A 17,744-nucleotide genomic window follows, 5' to 3' on the forward strand; every position below is an offset into this window, starting at 1 on the left:
CTCAGGACATTTTCCACTTGCCGACGAAAGGCGCCACCCGCGCGCGCACCGACGCCAGGTCGAGTCCATGCTCGCGCATGGCATGGGCATAGGAGCCGCAGGTTTCAGAGAAACGCTCGCCCACACCAATGCGCAGCACCGGGACGGGCGTCGTCTCGGAGATCGCCTCCAGCACCGCGGCACCGAGTCCACCAGCCGCCGAATGCTCTTCCAGCGTGACGATGGCCCGGCTTTGCGCGGCAAGCGAACTCAGTTGCCCGGCATCGAGCGGCTTGATCCAGGGCGCACTCCAGACCGGCACACCGAGCTCGGCACCCAACGCGCATGCGGCCTTGACCATGGAGCCGGTGGCGATCAGCTGCACCGGGGCATTCCCCTCCTGCACACGGACCAGCTCACCGCGCACCAGCGAAGGCGCCTGAACATGTACGGCGCCCAGGTCGGCCTTGCCCATGCGCATGTAGACCGGGCTTTCGAGCGCCAATGCCGTCGACATGCAGGCCGTGAGTTCGTGCGCGTCGCACGGCGACATGATGTCGATGTGCGGCACCCCGCGCAGGCAGGCGATGTCTTCGAAGCTCTGGTGGCTGGTGCCCAGCGTGCTGTATACCAGCCCGGCACCGTCGCCAGTGAAGATGACCGGCAGCTTCTCGTAGCAGACGTCGATCTTGATCTGCTCGAGGACCCGCACCGGCACGAAGGCGCTCAGGCCATAGACGATCGGCCGGAAGCCGGCCTTGGCCAGTCCGGCGGCCACGCCCACCATGTTCTGCTCGGCAATGCCGGCGTTGATGTACTGGTCCGGGCAGCGCTTGCGGAACTCGTCGAACAAGGCGTAGCCGTGGTCTCCTGTCAGGAGCACCACGCGCTCGTCCCTGGAAGCCGCCTCGACCAGGGCTGCGGAGAACGCGGCCCTCATGCCGATGCTCCCTCGAGTTCGCGCAGCGCCTGCGCGTACAGCTCAGGATTCAGGCGCGAGTAGTGCCACGCATTCACGTTTTCCATGTAGGAGACACCTTTGCCTTTCACCGTCTTCGCGACCAGCGCCTTGGGCCGGCCGTTGCGGCGCGCTTCCAGGTCGGTGATCGCCGCAGAGATGGCCTCCATGTCATGGCCGTCGACCGTCAGCACATCGAAGTCGAAGGCTGCGAACTTGGCTCCGAGATCACCCAGCTGCATCACCTCGTCGGTGGTGCCCATCGCCTGGAAACCGTTCGCGTCCACGATGACCATGAGGTTGTCCAGCTTCGCGTGCGCCGCGAAGAGCATGGCCTCCCAGATCGGTCCCTCGTTGATCTCGCCGTCGCCGATGAGGGCATAGCATTTCTGGCCGCTCTTGCGCCGCGACGCGGCCAGGGCAAGCCCCACGCCGACCGAAAGCCCGTGACCGAGCGTGCCGGAGGTCACCTCGCACCCGGGCACGTGTGCGTCCGACAGCCCCTTGAGCCGGGAACCGTCGTGGAAGTACCTGTCGATGTCGGTGCGGTCCAGCCACCCCAACTCGTACAGGCAGGCGTATTGCGCCATCACGCCGTGGCCCTTGCTCAGGACCAGATGGTCGCGTGCAGGATCCGCGGCATTGGCCTTGTCGTAGCGCATGTGGCGCCCGTACAGGCAGGACAGCAGCTCGATGATCGAGAAGGCACAGCCCAGGTGCACGGCGTTGCCTGCGTAGGCCATCTCGAGCACCGTCTTGCGCAGGGAGGCAGGATCGAATGAATGTCTCATGATGAAAAAGATCGGTTGGCACCCGGCGTGGCGAGCCAGGAGAGGGTTCGGCGGATTCCTTCCTCGAGACCGACGGCATTCGTCAGCCCGAGCTCATCGGCCGCGCGCTTCACATCCGGAACGTACCGATGGCCGGCCAGGCCTGGAACTGTGCGCCCTGCCACCTGGACAGGGATGCCCGTGCGTGCAACGCGCGTCACCTCGCCAGCAAGTTCGGCGATGGTCACCTCGTTGTCGCCTCCGACGTTGTACGCGCGGCCAGGTGCACCCAAGGCCAGGCAGCTCAGCAACCAGCGCGCCATGTCGCCCGCGTACTGATAGGTCCGGATCGCCTCGCCGCTTCCCTGCACCACGATGCCCTGGCCGTTCGCGGCCTGGGCAATGAACTGGGCCGCCGCCGCGCCGCTCGAAGGCAGCAGATAGGGCCCCAGGAATGCGAAGCAACGCGCGACAACCACCTCGAAGGGCCAAGGTTGTGTCACGACGCTTTCTGCCCGGCGCTTCGCCCGGGTGTACGCATTCGCACCATCGGCCTCGTGCCACGGCTGCGATTCCGCGAGCCGCGCCACGCCCGGCTGGGCGCCGTACACCGCGCCCGAGCTGACATGCAGAAGCCGGCGCACGCCACTGGCGGCCGCGAACTCGCACGCGCGACGCGTTCCCGCCTCGGACAGGTGCTCGAGCCGGCCAAGGTCCGCCCCGGGTGGAGCCACCGGCAATGCCGCATGAATGATGGACGAGAACGTTCCGCCTGGAAACTCGAAATCGACGACATCGCCCCGGTGCAATTCGACCGACTTCGCCTTCGCCAAGTGCGGGCTGCCTTGCGCGAACCGGTCGGGCTCGCGCGTCAGCACCGTCACGCGCAGGCCGAGACCCAACGCTCTGTCGGCATGCAGCAGGCATTCCAGCAGCCACTTGCCGACGAAGCCGGTGCCGCCCGTCAGGAACAGCGCCTGTCCGCGCAACACGTCCCACACGCTCGGCGCCGTCAACCTCAGCACCTCATCAAGTTCCGATGCCGGAACAGGACGCGCAAGGTCAGTCAAAGCGCAGGCCGAGGTAGGTCTCGATGCTTTCAACGGCGTGATCGAGCATCGGCTCGGTCAGACCTGGGTAGACGCCGATCCAGAACGTGTCGTTCATGATCCGGTCGGTGTTCTTCAGCTCGCCGACCACGCGGTAGTTGCGGCCGATCATGTACGGCTGGCGCAGCAGGTTTCCCGCGAACAGGAGACGTGTGCCGACCTTCTGCTGGTCGAGGTAAGTGAGCAGGTCCACGCGCCGCGTGTTGGCCGCCTCGCGCAGGGTGATCGGGAAGCCGAACCACGACGGCTCGGAGCCCGGCGTGGCTTCGGGGAGCTCCAGGAACTCTTCGCAGCTGCGCAGGCGCTCCGTCAGGTAGGCGAAGTTCTTCTTCCGTGCCGCCACGAAACCGTCCAACCGGTCGAGCTGGGCCAGGGCGCATGCCGCCTGCATGTCGGTGATCTTGAGGTTGTAGCCCAGGTGGGAGTACGTGTACTTGTGGTCGTAGCCCTCGGGCAGATCGCCGAGCTTCCAGCAGAAGCGCTTGTTGCAGGTGTTGTCCTTGCCGGGCGCGCAGTAGCAGTCGCGCCCCCAGTCGCGGATGGACTCCGCGATCAGCCGGAGTTCATCGTTGTTGGTGAACACCGCGCCGCCCTCCCCCATCGTGATGTGATGGGCGGGATAGAAGCTCAAGGTGCCGATATCGCCGAAGGTGCCCACGAGCTGCCCTTCATAACGTGCGCCCAAGGCATCGCAGCAGTCTTCGACCAGCCACAGTCCGTGCTTTTCACAGGCAGCCTTGACGACCTTCAGGTTGTACGGATTGCCCAGCGTGTGCGCCAGCATGATCGCCTTGGTGCGCGGGCCAATGGCGGCCTCGAGCAGATCAGCATCGATGTTGTAGGTTGGGATGTGCACGTCGACGAACACCGGGACTGCGCCGCACTGCAGGATCGGATTCACCGTCGTGGGGAAGCCCGCCGCCACGCCGATCACCTCGTCGCCGGGCTTGATCGCGCGGTCGCCGAGCTTGGGAGATGTCAGGGTCGAGAACGCGACCAGATTGGCCGAAGAGCCGGAGTTCACGGTCATCAGGTGCTTCACACCCAGATAACCCGCGAGACGGCTTTCGAACAGCGTATTGAAGCGCCCCGTCGTGAGCCATGCGTCGAGCGACGCATCGACCATCAGTTGCATTTCGGGTGCACCGACGACCTTGCCCGAAGGCGGGATCATGGTTTCGCCGGGCACGAAGGGCGTGGGCTCACTCGCCAGTTCGCCGTACTCGCCGACCAGCGCGAGGATCTTCTTGCGCAGCTCGTTTTTCTTGAAGGAGATTTCAGTCATGGGTGGGGGTGCTTTCGTATTGTTCGATTTGTTCAAGGGTAACGTCGGTCATGTCGAGACCGTCGAGCCAGGCGCGCTGCCAATCGACGATGGCACCGAGGCTTTGGCGCAGGTCCCAACGCGGCATCCACCCCAGCGTCTGCCGTGCCTTCGAGCAGTCGAGCTTCAGCCAGCTGGCTTCGTGAGGCTGGTCTTCCTGTGCATTGCTGCGCCATTGCGCGCCCCCGCCCCACAGATCGACCAAGCGGTCCGCGATCCAGGAGACAGGTCGGGCGTCCGAGTCCGCCGGGCCAAAGTTCCAGGGCTGCGCCCATTCCGGGCCTTCGGCATACAGGCGCTCGGCCAACATCATGTAGCCCCGAAGCGGCTCCAGCACGTGCTGCCACGGCCGGACCGCATGGGGATTGCGGATATCCGCTACACGCCCTTCGGCAAAGGCATGCAGCAGATCGGGCACCAGCCGGTCTTCCGACCAGTCGCCGCCGCCGATCACGTTGCCGGCACGGGCCGTTGCGAGCGCAACGCCGTGCTCGCCATGACGGGCTTCATTGAAGAACGAAGACCGGTACGAGGCCGCGACCAATTCCGAGCATCCCTTGCTGTTGCTGTACGGGTCGTAGCCGCCCATGGGTTCGTTCTCGCGGTAGCCCCACTGCCATTCCCGGTTCTCGTAGCACTTGTCGCTGGTCACGACCACGATAGATCGAACACTGCCGCAGGCGCGTGCCGCCTCGAGCAAGTGCACCGTACCCATCACGTTGGTGGAATAGGTCTCCACCGGATCGACGTAGGAACGCCGTACCAACGGCTGAGCGGCCAAATGGAACACCACTTCGGGCGAAAACTCGTGCAGGGCAGTGCGCAGTGCACCAAGGTCGCGCACGTCGCCGATCAACGAATCCGTGGCCGAACGCGCCGCTGCCAGCGCATGCAGGCTGGGCTCGGTGGACGGTGCCAGTGCGTAGCCTCGGACAATGGCTCCGTGTTTGTCCAGCCACAGCGCGAGCCAGCTGCCCTTGAAGCCCGTGTGCCCCGTGAGGAAGACGCGCTTGCCGCGCCAGAAAGAGGGTGTCATTCCCAGACCTTCCACGGCGCCCGACCGCTTGCCCACAGTTCTTCGAGGTGGGTCTTGTCGCGCAGCGTGTCCATCGGCTGCCAGAAGCCGCCGTGCTTGAAGGCGGCCAGTTGCCCCTCGGTCGCCAAGCGCTCGAGCGGCTCGCGCTCCCACACGGAAGCGTCGTCCGCGATGTAGTCGATCACCGAAGGCGACAGCACGAAAAAGCCACCGTTGATCATGGCGCCGTCGCCCTTGGGCTTTTCCTGGAAACTGCGCACCTTGTCGGCCTGCAGGTCGAGCGCGCCGAAGCGCCCGGGCGGGAATGTAGCCGTGAGCGTGGCCTTGACCTTCTGCGCCTTGTGGAAGGCAATGAGTTCGCTGATGTTCAGGTCGGCCACGCCGTCGCCGTAGGTAAAGCAGAAAAGCTCTTCGTCCCGTACATAGGGCGCCACGCGCTTGAGGCGCCCGCCGGTCATGGTGTCTTCGCCCGTGTCGATGAGCGTCACGCGCCAGGGCTCGGCCTTGCGTTGATGGACTTCCATCGTGTTGCCGACCATGTCGAAGGTGACGTCGGACATGTGAAGGAAGTAGTTCGCGAAGTACTCCTTGATCACGTAGCCCTTGTAGCCGCAGCAGATGACGAAATCGTTCACGCCATGCGCGGCGTAAATCTTCATGATGTGCCAGAGGATGGGCTTGCCGCCCACTTCGATCATCGGCTTGGGTTTGAGCCCCGTCTCCTCCGAAATGCGAGTGCCCAGGCCACCCGCCAAAATCACTGCCTTCATTGTCCCCCCTTGTAAAGTCAATTGATTTTAATCGGCGCGCGTCACCGCCCCCGCCGCCCCGCGTTTCGCCCTCGCAGACCAGGCGACGCTCGCGAGGGCCAATGCAATAAAGATCGAAAAAATCTTGGGAAGAAAAAAATACCTTACCTCAAATTGCACCAAGACAAATATCACGAAGAAACAGGCGTAAAAAGAAGAAAGAATCCAGAAATAAACAAGAAAGTCAGAAGATTTACGGGCAACGCAAAGAAAATAGAGTGATGCCGCAAACAAAATCAATATGATCGAGTTACCCAGATAATCAGCAGGAACATCTTCCGCCAAGAGTTTTGGGAAATACCTTATCGTCGGGAACCAGAAAGATTTTGCCAGCGACGCCTTGTACTCGATCCACTCGCCGAAATGATCGAAAAGCGCCCTATAAAAAAATGAAGATTCCGTTTTTCCACAATAGTCGGGTTCGAACTTGCATGCCAGATGGCCTCCACCGAGCACCACGAAATCCCCACCCATTTCAAACAACTTCTCCTCGGGCAACAACGCGTTTCGAATCACAATTTCCTGCGTTTGCACCCAACCCCAACGGCCGGAATCGACATAATGGTAAATACGCCATGGAAGCATCAGGAGCTGTGCGGCCAACACCGCGAGCGCCATCATCTTCAGGGCTTGGTATTTATTTGATTCGGCCGGCTTCCTTTTTAAAAAAACATCCGCCAACACGACCAACACCAGAAGACCGAAAAACCCGAAGCTGAGCACGAGAGCGATCAATTCATACTGAGATCGAAAGTATGCAGCCAGCGCCAAAAATCCACCGCTCGCCAAGGCTTGAATCATGGATCTGTTTTTTACGGCGATCAGCAGGAGGAAAGCGAATGTAATAAAAAAAATTACCGAGAACCCTTCACCAAAGGAAAGGCCTACAGGCTGGAGCAGGAAAAAACGCGTCACCGGAAAAATAAATGGCACCAGCGGCAACAGCAACGCAACAGGTGCTGAGACATAAAACGAAAGATAGCGCCTGACCGTCATGAGCATGAAGGCGCCGGCAGCAATGGTCAACCCGAGAAGAACGGCGAGAAATGGAACTCCTATGCCAAACAGCTTGAATATTCCACTCAATAACAATACAAACCCAGGCGGCCAAAGATTGAAAATCCAGGCGGACGGCTGTGTCAGCCACCCCTGCTCAGCCACTTCGAGCCCGGCCCGAGCAAATGTCTTGGGGTCGTTGATGATCGAAAAATTCAGAAAATCCGAAACACTGATCCACAAGTCAGGCTGTACGGCACGGTCCCGAGCAAAGCTGATCGCGAACAGGATCACCGCATAAAAAGCCGCGGCGCTGACCCGCTCTGTCGTTATTTTTTTCATTCGCAGGGATTTCAAATTTCAACCGAGCCCGAGAGCGGTCTATTGCTCATTCATGAATCGGACATGGCGCGCCGGCGCCCCCATGACCAGCGAGAACGGTGCCACGTCGCGCGTCACCACGGCGCCCGCCGCCACCATGGCATCATGACCGATGGTGATCCCCGGCGTGATCACGGCTCCGGCACCGATCGACGCCCCGTGGCACACGGTAGTGCGCAGAAACGACTCCGGGTAGACCTTCGACCGAGGAAACAGGTCATTGGTGAAAATGGCGCCAGGGCCGACGAACACATTCGATTCGAGGGTAATACCATCCCACAGATAGACTCCGGATTTGAGCGTGACGTTGTCGCCCACCACGACATCGCTTTCAATGAAGCAGTGTGCCGACACGTTGCAATTGGCGCCGATGCGGGCCCCGGAGAGGATTACATTGAATTGCCATATTTTTGTTCCGGCGCCGATTTCTTTCGCCTGCACATCAGCCAGCGCGTGAATAAATACAGAATTATCTTTTGTCATTTAAAAATCCTTGAACTCAACACAACGATTCACGGATCCGAATAGAAATAAAACACAAACCCGCATCATGAGCCGATTTCGCACCTTGATACTGCGCATACTTGCCCGAACCGGAATTGTCGACGACAACTATTATAAGCAAAAATACGAAGACGTTGCAACCTCCGGATTGAATTCAACCTACCATTATTTCAGATACGGAATAATGGAAGGCCGACACCCAAACTGGCCCATGGAGAGGTTTGCCAAATGGCGCTACGCCAGGACGACGCAATTTCTGATTCTTTTTTTTCTCGATGAATCTTTTTACCTGAAGACCTATCACGATGTCAGAGAGGATGGTCTGAAGGCGGCGGACCACTACGCGACCAAGGGGAGAAAGGAAAAAAGATATCTCAATCTATTTTTCTCCCGCGTTGCCGATTTTTCGGCTTTCGTCAAACTCGAATTAAATCCAATATCGAAAGTCGAGGGGACTCGGGAAGCCGCGATTGCCGACTACAAGTACGCGATTTTCGAATCGGCCCGTCAGGGCATCTTTCCAAAACTGAAGGCACTTGCGATTTCTCGTCAGATCAATGCGCCGGACTCGGGCGAAAAAATCTTGCTTTCCCGCCTCAAGACCATGCCGTACTCGGAGCTTCCGAAGTTCGGCCACGAGGTCGAGGATATCGAGCCCGCATACGCCATGGGATTCAATGAACCCGAAGTGATCGACTCCTCGGTGGATCGTCCTGTCCGCGTGGCGGAGGTCCCGGAAAAATGGCTGGCGACAATCACCGACGCTTCCGTGATTGGCGGATTCCAGGTTGTAGCAAACAATCGCCTGGTCATCTATGAGCCAGCCGCGAATCCACACCACGGTTTTGTCGCCGGCATATGGCCCTACGTTGTTTCCATCGACCAGAAAAGCGAAATTCTTCTCTGGTTTCGCTACAAGAAGGAAATCAGCCTGCCATCGGCCATCTTGCTCAGCGGCCGCTGCAGCCCCAATTACTACCATTGGCTCGTCGAATATCTCGGAAAATCCTACATCCTTTCAGAACGAGACGATCTGAAGAAAACGCCATTGATCGTCGACGACAAGATGTTTCCGCAGGAATTCGAATCGCTGCAGGCCATGCTTCCAGATTGGCCCGTTTACCGGCTCGAACCTTCCACGCTGCTGAAGGTCAAGAAACTTCACGTAGCGTCCGCGTGCACGAACCTGACCGACAACCTGCGCGGACCGATGTGGAAGTTCTCCGCCATCTGCTTCAAGACCCTGGGCCACATGCGGTCCACAGTCTTCCAGCGGTTCGGCATCGAAGAGGCGGGCCCCGGCAGCAGAAAGGTTTTCCTTGCGCGTCGCACCGGCCGGAACATCATCAACACCCCGGAAGTCGAAGAGGTGCTCGCGTCGTACGGCTACGAAATCGTGGACACCGGCCAGCTGTCGTTCGAGCAGCAGGTGCGCCTGTTCGCGGAAGCCCGCACCATCGTCGGCGCCATGGGAGCGGCATTCACCAACCTGATCTTCTGCCAGCCGGGCACGCAGGTGCTAGCGCTGTCGTCGCCCTATACGCAGCTCTTCTGCTCGCAATCGAACATGGCACTGTTCGCCGGGTGCAGCTATCAGATCCTTGTAGGCGAACACGCGTTGTTCCAGCCCGGCGACGAGCACACGGTTTCCGACCCCAGCTTGTTTCTGGACAGCTACGCCATCGATTCCAAGAAACTGGCAGCCGCGCTAGCCCACATCGAACATCAGGCGGCCGAGGGACCCGCTACCAGATAGCAGATGCCCACTGTCAGTCAGGCGGCCATCTTTGCCGAAGACTGCTCCAGATCTGGATCTTCTGCTGTTCATGGGGAAACACCGCGTCCCCGCAGTGCTCGAAATTGGCGGGGAACCCCTTCAACGCAGCCGGAAGCGGCGGCAGGCTTGCGTCGGTGTTGAGCCGGATCGCGAGCACAGCCTTGTCGGCAAGGGCTTCGTTCGACGCAAGCACGGCGTCAGCCTGAGCGACGTTGTTCAACCAGGGAGTCTCCACGGGCACCGCGTTCAGCGCCAGCGCCAAGCCAGGGACGTTGTACAGACCCAGGAACGGCGCGCCGGGCGCAATGCGGCACTTCGCGATGGCCGCATCGATCTCGTGCATGAACTGCCGGGTTCCCGCGTCCACTTTCACCCGACCCAACGGGCCGACGGTGACGGCGAAGGATTGCCGGTCCATGCGTTCGTTGAGGTTATAGGGGATCTTGGCTTTGGAAACGAGGATCTGGGCGCTCGTCAGCGCGACGAACCCGACCAGGATCGCCATCGACACCACTGCATCCCTTGTTGCTACCGGTCTGGCGTACGCGGCGAGCGCCATCAAGGCGCCCCAGGAGGCCAGGGAAATGATCACCTGGCCGAAGAGCACGTTGCCGGTCCCCATCGCCACGGTGTAGGGCAGCATGGCCAGCAGGACGAAGAGCCATCTGGAGCGCACCGGCACGGCCTGCCATGCGACCGCGAGCATGAGCGCCAGCAAGACCAATGCCCGTTGCATGTACTCGATGTACTGCGCCATGCCGTACGAAAAATACTCCGCGGCGACAAGCGCATGGACGAGCGCGGCGATCACGAGTCCGATCGTCACCCAGCTCTTTCTGATCAGGTACACAAGGACCGCGACGATGAGAAACACATTCGACCGCATCGCGTCGGCCGTGTAGCCCCCGAACTCGATGGCGTAGCGGCCCAGCCGCGTGAGGATGGGCTCGGTCTGGACCATCCTGAAGAGCGCCATGCCACCGCTGAAAGCTTGCGCCGCCTCACTGGGCGTGGTGTGCGCGAAGAGCAGCGCGGCAAGCCCGAACAGCCCGCCAGCGATCACTGCCGCCAACGCCAGCGTCTTGCGCCCGCCCGAGCGGTCCAGCCACAGCACGGCGATCACCACGAGCACGAAGGTGGCCAGGCCCGACGAAGGCTTGCAGACGAACTCCACCGCGAGTGCGACGCCGGCCAACCCAAACATCCCGACGCGCCCGCCTGCCGCCGTCTTGTCTCCAGCCAGCAGCACCAGCCCCAGAGAGAGGTACGCACCCGCCGAGGCCAGCAGGTTGTAGCTCGGCGACACATTGATGGTGATCGCGTACAGCAACGCACAAACAACGGCGCAGCCGATCACGGCGATGCGGCCCGGCCACTGCGGCATGACGGACGCAGCGCGTCCTCGCGCCGCGGTCAGCGCGCCCATGCCGAGCACCGCCGCGCTGCCGGTCAGCAGCAGAAAGCCCGCCATCCGGAACGACGCGAGGCTACCCGTGATCTGCCAGAGGGGTGCCATCGCCCATTGCTGAGCGCTGATGTAGTACCGGGTCTCGGCGGGATGGATCGCGAGCAGGAGGTAATAGGCCTCGTCGGTGATTTCGAAGCCGCGGTTGCGCGACCAGACCGCGTAGACGACCACTGCGCACACGGCGGCCAGCACGAGTGCTGCAGCCGCCGCTTCCAACACGCGCTGCGGGGTTGTCGCGCGGCCGCCTGCCTCTTGGACAGGCTTCTTGCTGTCGGCCACGGGTTTCACGGCACCGAGGGTTGCTCGGCCCGCAGCGACCAGAGCCTTGCCGTGAAGAAGTTGAACAGCACGACGAACGGGATCAGCAGCAGCTGCCCATAGAACGGTGCGATGTGCGTGCTCGAGGTGAGCAGGTGCAGCAACAGCACGTTCAGCCCGACCGATACCAGGCCCGCACCGATGTACTTGGCGAGCCGCGATCCGAAGGTGACTTTTTCGCTCGGCTTGAAGACCCAGTAGTAGTTCAGCGTGTAGGTGAGCAGCATGCCGATCAACGAGACCAGCACCAGCGCGATCAGGTGATTGATGTGCAACACCACCACTGACAGGTAGAAAAGCACCAGCGTGAAGAGAAAGTTCAGCCCCCCGACGACGGTGAACTTGGAAAACTGCGCGGCGAGGGTCTTGAGACGAATCACGCGCCGGGCTTCAGAAACGGTCCCTGACGATGTAGTTCGGCCGCTTGCGCACTTCCTCGTTGATGCGCCACACGTACTCGCCGACCACGCCCAGCATCACCATGATGAGTCCGCCGATCAACAAGACAGCGATCATGAGCGGTGCCCAGCCCTCGAATGGCGTGTGGCCCCGTGCCCATGCGACCACGATGCTGAGGCTGTAGAGCACGCCCAGGCCGGAAGTCAGCAGCCCCACCAGTGAGATGAACCGGATAGGCAGGTACGACGCGTCCAGCATCGCGTCCAGGAAGTTCTTCAGCTTCTTGCCGAAGTTGTACTGCGACTTGCCGATGGTGCGCTTTTGCCGCTCATAGGGGATCAGGCTGGTCCGATAGCCAGTCCACAGCAGGTCGCCCTGAAAGAACCGGTGGCGCACGTCGATGGCATTGAATTCGTCCATCACTTTGCGATCCATCAGCACGAAGTCGAAACCACCCGACGGCATCTGAGGAATGGCCATGCGCAGCATGCCGTAGGCCAGGCTCGAATACGTCTTGGCCAGCCAGGTGTCCGCACGGTCCGTTCGGTGGCAGATGACGATCTCGGACCCGGCAATCCACTTGTCGACCATCTCGGGGATCAGGTCCACCGGGTCTTGCAGGTCCGCCGAAATATTGATGACCGCATCTCCCGTCGCTTCCTTGAAGCCCGCCAGCATCGCGGCCATCTGGCCGAAGTTGCGCGTGAAGGTCAGGCCCTTCACGTTCGGATCGCTCGCGCGGAGCTTGCGGATTTCTTCCAGCGAGCCATCGGTCGAACCATCGTCGATGAAGATCACCTCGTACTGGTGCGCCTTGAGGCGGTCTGCGAAAACGCCGGCGATCTTCTCGTGTGTCTTGGAGATCGCGCCCTCGTTCTGATAGACCGCGACGACGAAGGAGACTTTCATTTTTCAGGCCCGCGCTCGCACATCAGGAAGATGCTCGAGCACAGGTCGGGATAGACCTGCCCGAGTTGGTAGCAGCCTTCCAGGTATTCCTTGGAAATGATGTCGGTCTTCAGCAAACGGTCCCACTGGAAGTTCGCCAGCGCCTTGAAGAAGATGCCGCTTCGGTGCACCACACGCAGGCCGGCGGCGACAGCATCGCGCTCCAGCGTGTCCAGCGAATAGGTGCACAGGTGGCCGTGCTGCGCCTCGGCGGGCGTGACCGCCGCGTTGTGGGTGATCAGGCCCATCTTCACGGCAATCTGCCGTGAAGGCGCATTGGCATTCGGGCACACGAGGAAGAAGCGCCCACCCTCGCTCAACCACTCGTCGTTGATGCGCTTGAGCACCTTGACCGGATCGTCTAAGTGTTCGAGCACGTGCGTGAGCACGATGTTGTCGTAGCGGTGCGGCAGCGTCGCGTCCTCGAAGCGAGAGTGGATGAACTGCGCCTTGTCGCCCAGACGCGCCCTCGCCTCATTGAGTGCCACCTCGGAGGCCTCGACGCAGGTCACGTCGTCGAAGCGCGCCACCAGACGTCGGGTGAAATCGCCTTTGAAGCTGCCTAGCTCCAGCACCTTGCCAGGCCGGATGAACGGCTCGAACGACCGCAGCATGTACGGGTGCATGACGTCGAAGTCGAAGCCATACGCATACTGGTGGTCGGCGGTGTCCGCGATCTCTTTGTCGTAGTTGCGTTCTGTGCTCATTTTTTATCCCCGCCCGTCGCCGGGCGCTCCATGCAGATCAATTCGCCCGTTTTCGAAGCCGGGACGAAGCCCATGCGGGCGTACAGGCGGACCGCCGCCTCGCTGCGCTGATTGACTTCGAGCCTGTAGCGCCTCGCACGAGGAATATCCATGCGGTCGAAGCAGCTCTGCAGCAATCGCTGCGCCAGGCCCGCGCCGCGCCACGAAGGCGCGACGCTGACGTTGGTCACGAAGACGTCGGGCCCCGCATTGTCGTACACCGCGACCAGCCCGACGAGGCCCAACGCGGCATCCCAGGCCTCGAAGCGGATCGCCTTGCCCGCAATTTTTTCGGCGTAGGCCGCAATGTCCACGCGCCCGGCGAGCGGCGGCGCGAAGCTGTCGCTGCATTCCCGCAGATGCCGGGCGATCTCGTCAGCCGAGGCCCGGTCGACCGCCAACGCGAAACGCCCCCGCGGTGTCATGCCCTGCGTCACTCGAGCACGGCAAGCCCGAAGCCGTGGCGCCCGAACTCGTTGCCGTTGTAGAGCAGATAGACCTTGCCTTGGAAGGTGAAGGCATGTGGATAGCACTGCATGTCCGAATCCCATTCCGTTTCCGGGATGTCCAGCTTCGGCGTATCGTCGTCGCGGGTCCAGTTCGAGAGGTCGTCCGACCAGGCATGGCCGATGCGGTAGCCCCGGCCCTTGGTCGCACGAAAGTCGAACGATTGGCGAAAGCAGAAGAACATGTGGAACCGGCTGCCGATGCGAACGACCGTCGGCAGCGCTTGGCTCTCGTCGGGCCCCAGACTGTCGGAGATGATCTGCCTGGCCTCTTCCTTGGCCCAGTGGATCCGGTCGGTCGAGGTGGCGTGGCCGATCTTGTAGGTGCGGTCGGGCGCAGCGCCATCGGCGTACTGCTTCCAGCCGGTGCCGAAGATGTACCACATGTGAAACACGCCATCGACCAGGAGCACGAAGGCATCGCCCACGAGGCAGGGCTCGTGCAGCGATGCGCCCATGACGGGGCCGTGACCGAGTTTGGTGAAGGTAAGGCCGTCGTCATGGCTCTCAGCCAGGCCGACCGCCGTATCGACCGACACCGACACCCGCCGGTTCCACCCGCAAGTGAAGGCTGAAATCTTGCCGTCGTGGCGCACCACGTTGATCGGGAAGATGCCGTGCTCGTCGAAGCAGCCCAGTTCGCCCAGCGGGATGACCGGCTTATCGGCCACGCGGAGGATGGTGCGCAGGTCCGGCCCGACGTCGACAAACGCAACGTGGCTCAGGAACTTGCCGTTCTTCGGATCGACAGCGCGCGTCGAAAAATAGATCCGCACGAAGTCGTCGAAGACCAGCGTCTGCGGCGACTGCGCGAACTGCACGCAACCGTTGGGGAGCGTGTGCTGCGTCGGGTCGAATATCTTGCCCAGCCTCTTCCACTTCATTGCCATGTCTTCACTCCAGCTTTCCGTCGAGCACTGCAAGCCCGAAGCCCTCGCGGCCGACCTGGTTGCCCAGGTAGGCCATGTAGATCTGCCCGTCCACCTCGAAGACGTGCGGGTAGCTGATCATTTCCGAATCCCAGCCCGTCTCGGAGATGTCGATGCCGGCCTTGTCATCGTCGCGCGTCCAATGCAGCAAGTCGGGGCTGGAGGCATAGCCGATGCGGTAGCCGAAGGTCTTGCCTCGGTAGCCAGCGCTGTACCGGTAGCAGAAGAACATGTGGTATTTGCCATTGGCAAAGAACACATCAGGGCTGGCCTGCGCCTCGTCGTCCTCGATGCGGCTCTCGATGAGGTCCCGGTCTTCCTTGTGCCAGGTGACGCCGTCGTCGGACGTTGCCATACGGATCTTGTAGACCGGCTCGGCCCGTCCGTCGACCACCTTCCACTTGCGCCCGGCGATGTACCAGAGGTACCAGCGATCATTGAAGCGGCGGATCTTCGGGCCGCTCATCACGAAGGGTTCGTTGGGCGAATACCCGATCACCGGCCCGAGACCGAGCTTGGCAAAGGTGTTCCCGTTGTCGTGGCTGATCGCGCCGCCGATGGCCACGTTGAACGGCACCGACTCGCAGCGCGTCCACCCCGCGTAGTAGGCGCGAACGTCCGCGCCGTCGCGTGCCACCGAAACCGGGTAGATGCCGAACTCGTCGAACGCGCCCAACGGCCCGAGCGGCAGGATCGGATTCGCGCTGACGTTCACCACCTTGAACAGGTCGCGGCGATCCAGGTCGAGAAAGGCCGAGTAGCTCACGTACTGCCCCTTGGCATCGGCCTTGGGTCGGCACGAGAAGTACACGCGCACGAAGTCGTCGAAGAGCAGGGTCGCGGGCGCTTGCGCGAACTCGTTGAGCCACTCGCGGCCATGTTGAGGGCCGGGGCTGAAGACCTTGCCCAGCTTTTTCCACTTGAACATATTCAGATCAATTCGAATTTCGGCAGCAACGAGTCTCTGATCTCGTCGACCGGGTTGAACATCATGACGTCGACCATCGACAGCCACGGCACGAAGGGGGCCTTGCCGAACTGCTTGTACTCAACGGGCAGGGACCGGATGAACTGCAGCGCAATGCCCTCCTGGGAAAAGCGCTCGCGCGAATAGAGTTCCAGGCCGCCGATGGTGTTGATATAGGTACCGGCATGGCAAGCCTCGCAGATGGCGAGCACACGGTCTTCGCCCTTCTGCGCATGATCGGCCGGTACGCCGGACGAGATCGCGATGGGTGTCGTGATGCCGAGGTACGTGCAGGTCTGGACGATCGAGCCGTGGATGTAGCGAAAGAGATTCGTCTCCTCGTTCATGACGAGCGAGCGCAGGAGCTCGATGCAGGGCTCGAAGTACGGCGCGGACCGGTACGCGCCGATGAACTGGTTCAGCAGCTTCTGCCGGTTGAAGTCAGCGGCCAGTTCGCGCTCGACGACGTCCAGCGCATCGGAGTCCTTCTTCAACGGCAGCGAGAAGACGGCGTCCGCGCCACCCTGCAGCAGCCGGTTGCGGTTGATCCAGCCCTTCTTTGTGTACTTGATGTTGTCGTACACCACGAACAGGTCCACCGCCGCGATCAGCTGGAAGTAGCCGATGTACGGCAGAAAGTACGGTTGCATGATCCCGACCTTCATCGCGCCGCCCTCCGTTCTTTGCACGCGCTCACAGCGTCGCGATCAGATCGACGATGCGTTCGACCTGATCGAGGCCCAGGTCCGGATAGATCGGCAGGCAGAGGATGCGGTCCGCCGCGCGGCTCGCGTTCGGCAGGTGGTCGCGACTGGCCGTTGGGAGACCGCGGTACATCGGGAACTCGGAGATCAACGGATAGAAATAACGGCGCGGGTGGACCTCGTGCGCCTTCAGTTGGGCGTAGAGCTCGTCACGCGACAGGCGGTACTCCGGTCCCACGAGGATCGGGAAGTACGCGAAGTTGGCCACCGATTCGCCGGCATCGGGAAGGCACACGATGCCCGGCACGCCGGCGAGCAAACGCCGGTAGGCGCCGTCAATGGCCCGGCGCAGATCCAGCGCGGTGTGCAGGTGCTTCAACTGCAGCAGGCCCAGCGCGGCATTGAACTCGCTCATCTTGCCATTGATGCCGGGCGCTACCACGGTGACTTCGCCCACATGGCCGAAGTTCTTGAGCTGGTCGATGCGGGTCTTGGTGGTCGCATCCTTGCAGACGATGGCGCCGCCCTCGAAGGTGTTGAAGACCTTGGTCGCGTGAAAGCTCAGCACCGACATGTCGCCGTGCCGCAGGATGCTGCCGCCCTCGTCCTGCACGCCGAAGGCATGCGCCGCGTCATAGATCACGCGCAGGTTGTAGGTGTCGGCAATCGTCTGGATGGCCTGGGTGTCGCAAGGATGGCCGTAGCAATGTACCGGCATGATCGCCGTCGTCTGCGGCGTGATGAGCGCTTCGATACGTGCTGGGTCGAGATTCAAGGTGCGCGGGTCGACGTCTGCGAAGACGGGCTTGATGCCGTTCCACAGCAGCGAATGCGAAGTGGCCACGAACGAGTACGGCGTGGTGATGACCTCGCCCGTGATCCGCATCGACTGAAGTGCTGTGACCAGGGCAATCGTTCCGTTGGTGAAGAGCGCGATGTGCTCCACGCCCAGGTACTCGCACAGCGCCTTCTCCAACTGCTGGTGGAACGGCCCGCCGTTGGTGAGGATCTTGTTGTCCCAGATCTGTTGCAGATAGGGCAGGAACTCGTCCAGCGGCGGCAGATAGGGCTGGGTCACATACACGGGCTTGGTCATGGGCGTTTCTTCTTTGAACC

18 protein-coding genes are annotated in these 17,744 nt (G+C 61.6%); 1 reads left to right on the forward strand and 17 read right to left on the reverse strand.

Translation table 11 applies throughout. From position 1 onward, the window contains the following. Nucleotide 1 precedes the first annotated feature (1 nt). The 8 genes from FFI97_RS27565 to FFI97_RS34360 are packed head-to-tail and all read right to left on the reverse strand — an operon-like array spanning nt 2 to nt 7,845. On the reverse strand, nt 2–919 hold the full coding sequence (locus FFI97_RS27565) for a transketolase family protein (RefSeq protein ID WP_095949508.1): 918 nt from the start codon (nt 917–919) through the stop codon (nt 2–4). Next, nucleotides 916–1,680, reverse strand: a complete 765-nt coding sequence (locus FFI97_RS27570; protein ID WP_260685202.1) for a transketolase — start codon at nt 1,678–1,680, stop codon at nt 916–918. The genes FFI97_RS27565 and FFI97_RS27570 overlap by 4 nt, the downstream gene beginning before the upstream one ends. A gap of 44 nt (nt 1,681–1,724) precedes the next feature. Beyond that, nucleotides 1,725–2,777, reverse strand: a complete 1,053-nt coding sequence (locus FFI97_RS27575) for an NAD(P)-dependent oxidoreductase (protein WP_185993728.1) — start codon at nt 2,775–2,777, stop codon at nt 1,725–1,727. After that, complete coding sequence (gene rfbH, locus FFI97_RS27580; protein ID WP_070060241.1) at nt 2,770–4,101, reverse strand: lipopolysaccharide biosynthesis protein RfbH; 1,332 nt, start codon at nt 4,099–4,101, stop codon at nt 2,770–2,772. Before rfbH ends, FFI97_RS27575 begins: the two co-directional genes overlap by 8 nt. Next, nucleotides 4,094–5,176 carry a CDP-glucose 4,6-dehydratase gene (rfbG, locus tag FFI97_RS27585; RefSeq protein WP_185993729.1) on the reverse strand — a complete coding sequence of 361 codons (1,083 nt, stop codon included), beginning with the start codon at nt 5,174–5,176 and terminating at the stop codon, nt 4,094–4,096. The genes rfbH and rfbG overlap by 8 nt, the downstream gene beginning before the upstream one ends. Then, the gene (gene rfbF / locus FFI97_RS27590) at nt 5,173–5,946 is read right to left on the reverse strand and encodes a glucose-1-phosphate cytidylyltransferase (RefSeq protein WP_070060243.1); all 774 of its coding nucleotides are present in this window, start codon (nt 5,944–5,946) and stop codon (nt 5,173–5,175) included. Before rfbF ends, rfbG begins: the two co-directional genes overlap by 4 nt. Nucleotides 5,947–5,973: 27 nt before the next feature. Beyond that, the gene (locus tag FFI97_RS27595; RefSeq protein ID WP_139701478.1) at nt 5,974–7,323 is read right to left on the reverse strand and encodes a hypothetical protein; all 1,350 of its coding nucleotides are present in this window, start codon (nt 7,321–7,323) and stop codon (nt 5,974–5,976) included. 39 nt (nt 7,324–7,362) lie between these two features. Next, nucleotides 7,363–7,845 carry an acyltransferase gene (locus FFI97_RS34360; RefSeq protein WP_070060245.1) on the reverse strand — a complete coding sequence of 161 codons (483 nt, stop codon included), beginning with the start codon at nt 7,843–7,845 and terminating at the stop codon, nt 7,363–7,365. Between the two features lie 67 nt (nt 7,846–7,912). On the opposite strand from FFI97_RS34360, the gene FFI97_RS27605 reads away from it, so the two are divergent. Next, nucleotides 7,913–9,622, forward strand: coding sequence for a glycosyltransferase family 61 protein (locus FFI97_RS27605; protein ID WP_139701479.1), 1,710 nt, complete (start codon nt 7,913–7,915; stop codon nt 9,620–9,622). A gap of 13 nt (nt 9,623–9,635) precedes the next feature. Here FFI97_RS27605 and FFI97_RS27610 read toward each other — a convergent pair whose 3' ends face one another. From FFI97_RS27610 to FFI97_RS27650, 9 genes are read right to left on the reverse strand one after another with little or no spacing between them, the layout of a single operon-like run. Continuing rightward, on the reverse strand, nt 9,636–11,390 hold the full coding sequence (locus tag FFI97_RS27610) for a hypothetical protein (protein WP_139701480.1): 1,755 nt from the start codon (nt 11,388–11,390) through the stop codon (nt 9,636–9,638). Nucleotides 11,391–11,395: 5 nt separating this feature from the next. After that, nucleotides 11,396–11,809, reverse strand: a complete 414-nt coding sequence (locus FFI97_RS27615; protein ID WP_139701481.1) for a GtrA family protein — start codon at nt 11,807–11,809, stop codon at nt 11,396–11,398. Between the two features lie 10 nt (nt 11,810–11,819). Next, on the reverse strand, nt 11,820–12,737 hold the full coding sequence (locus tag FFI97_RS27620; protein WP_070060249.1) for a glycosyltransferase family 2 protein: 918 nt from the start codon (nt 12,735–12,737) through the stop codon (nt 11,820–11,822). Further along, nucleotides 12,734–13,483 carry a class I SAM-dependent methyltransferase gene (locus FFI97_RS27625; RefSeq protein ID WP_139701482.1) on the reverse strand — a complete coding sequence of 250 codons (750 nt, stop codon included), beginning with the start codon at nt 13,481–13,483 and terminating at the stop codon, nt 12,734–12,736. The genes FFI97_RS27620 and FFI97_RS27625 overlap by 4 nt, the downstream gene beginning before the upstream one ends. Continuing rightward, complete coding sequence (locus tag FFI97_RS27630) at nt 13,480–13,947, reverse strand: GNAT family N-acetyltransferase (protein ID WP_185993730.1); 468 nt, start codon at nt 13,945–13,947, stop codon at nt 13,480–13,482. Before FFI97_RS27630 ends, FFI97_RS27625 begins: the two co-directional genes overlap by 4 nt. Before the next feature lie 8 nt (nt 13,948–13,955). After that, nucleotides 13,956–14,951: a hypothetical protein gene (locus FFI97_RS27635; protein ID WP_221937721.1), complete on the reverse strand. Its 996-nt coding sequence runs from the start codon at nt 14,949–14,951 to the stop codon at nt 13,956–13,958. Further along, a complete protein-coding gene (locus tag FFI97_RS27640) occupies nt 14,923–15,885 on the reverse strand; it encodes a glycosylase (protein ID WP_139701484.1) in 963 nt (320 codons plus the stop codon). The genes FFI97_RS27635 and FFI97_RS27640 overlap by 29 nt, the downstream gene beginning before the upstream one ends. A 2-nt stretch (nt 15,886–15,887) precedes the next feature. Beyond that, on the reverse strand, nt 15,888–16,574 hold the full coding sequence (locus FFI97_RS27645) for a WbqC family protein (RefSeq protein ID WP_260685203.1): 687 nt from the start codon (nt 16,572–16,574) through the stop codon (nt 15,888–15,890). Nucleotides 16,575–16,617: 43 nt separating this feature from the next. After that, a complete protein-coding gene (locus tag FFI97_RS27650; protein ID WP_095949497.1) occupies nt 16,618–17,724 on the reverse strand; it encodes a DegT/DnrJ/EryC1/StrS family aminotransferase in 1,107 nt (368 codons plus the stop codon). Between the last annotated feature and the right edge of the window lie 20 nt (nt 17,725–17,744).

Source organism: Variovorax sp. KBS0712, assembly GCF_006323185.2.
In the GTDB taxonomy this organism is placed as follows: domain Bacteria; phylum Pseudomonadota; class Gammaproteobacteria; order Burkholderiales; family Burkholderiaceae_C; genus Variovorax; species Variovorax boronicumulans.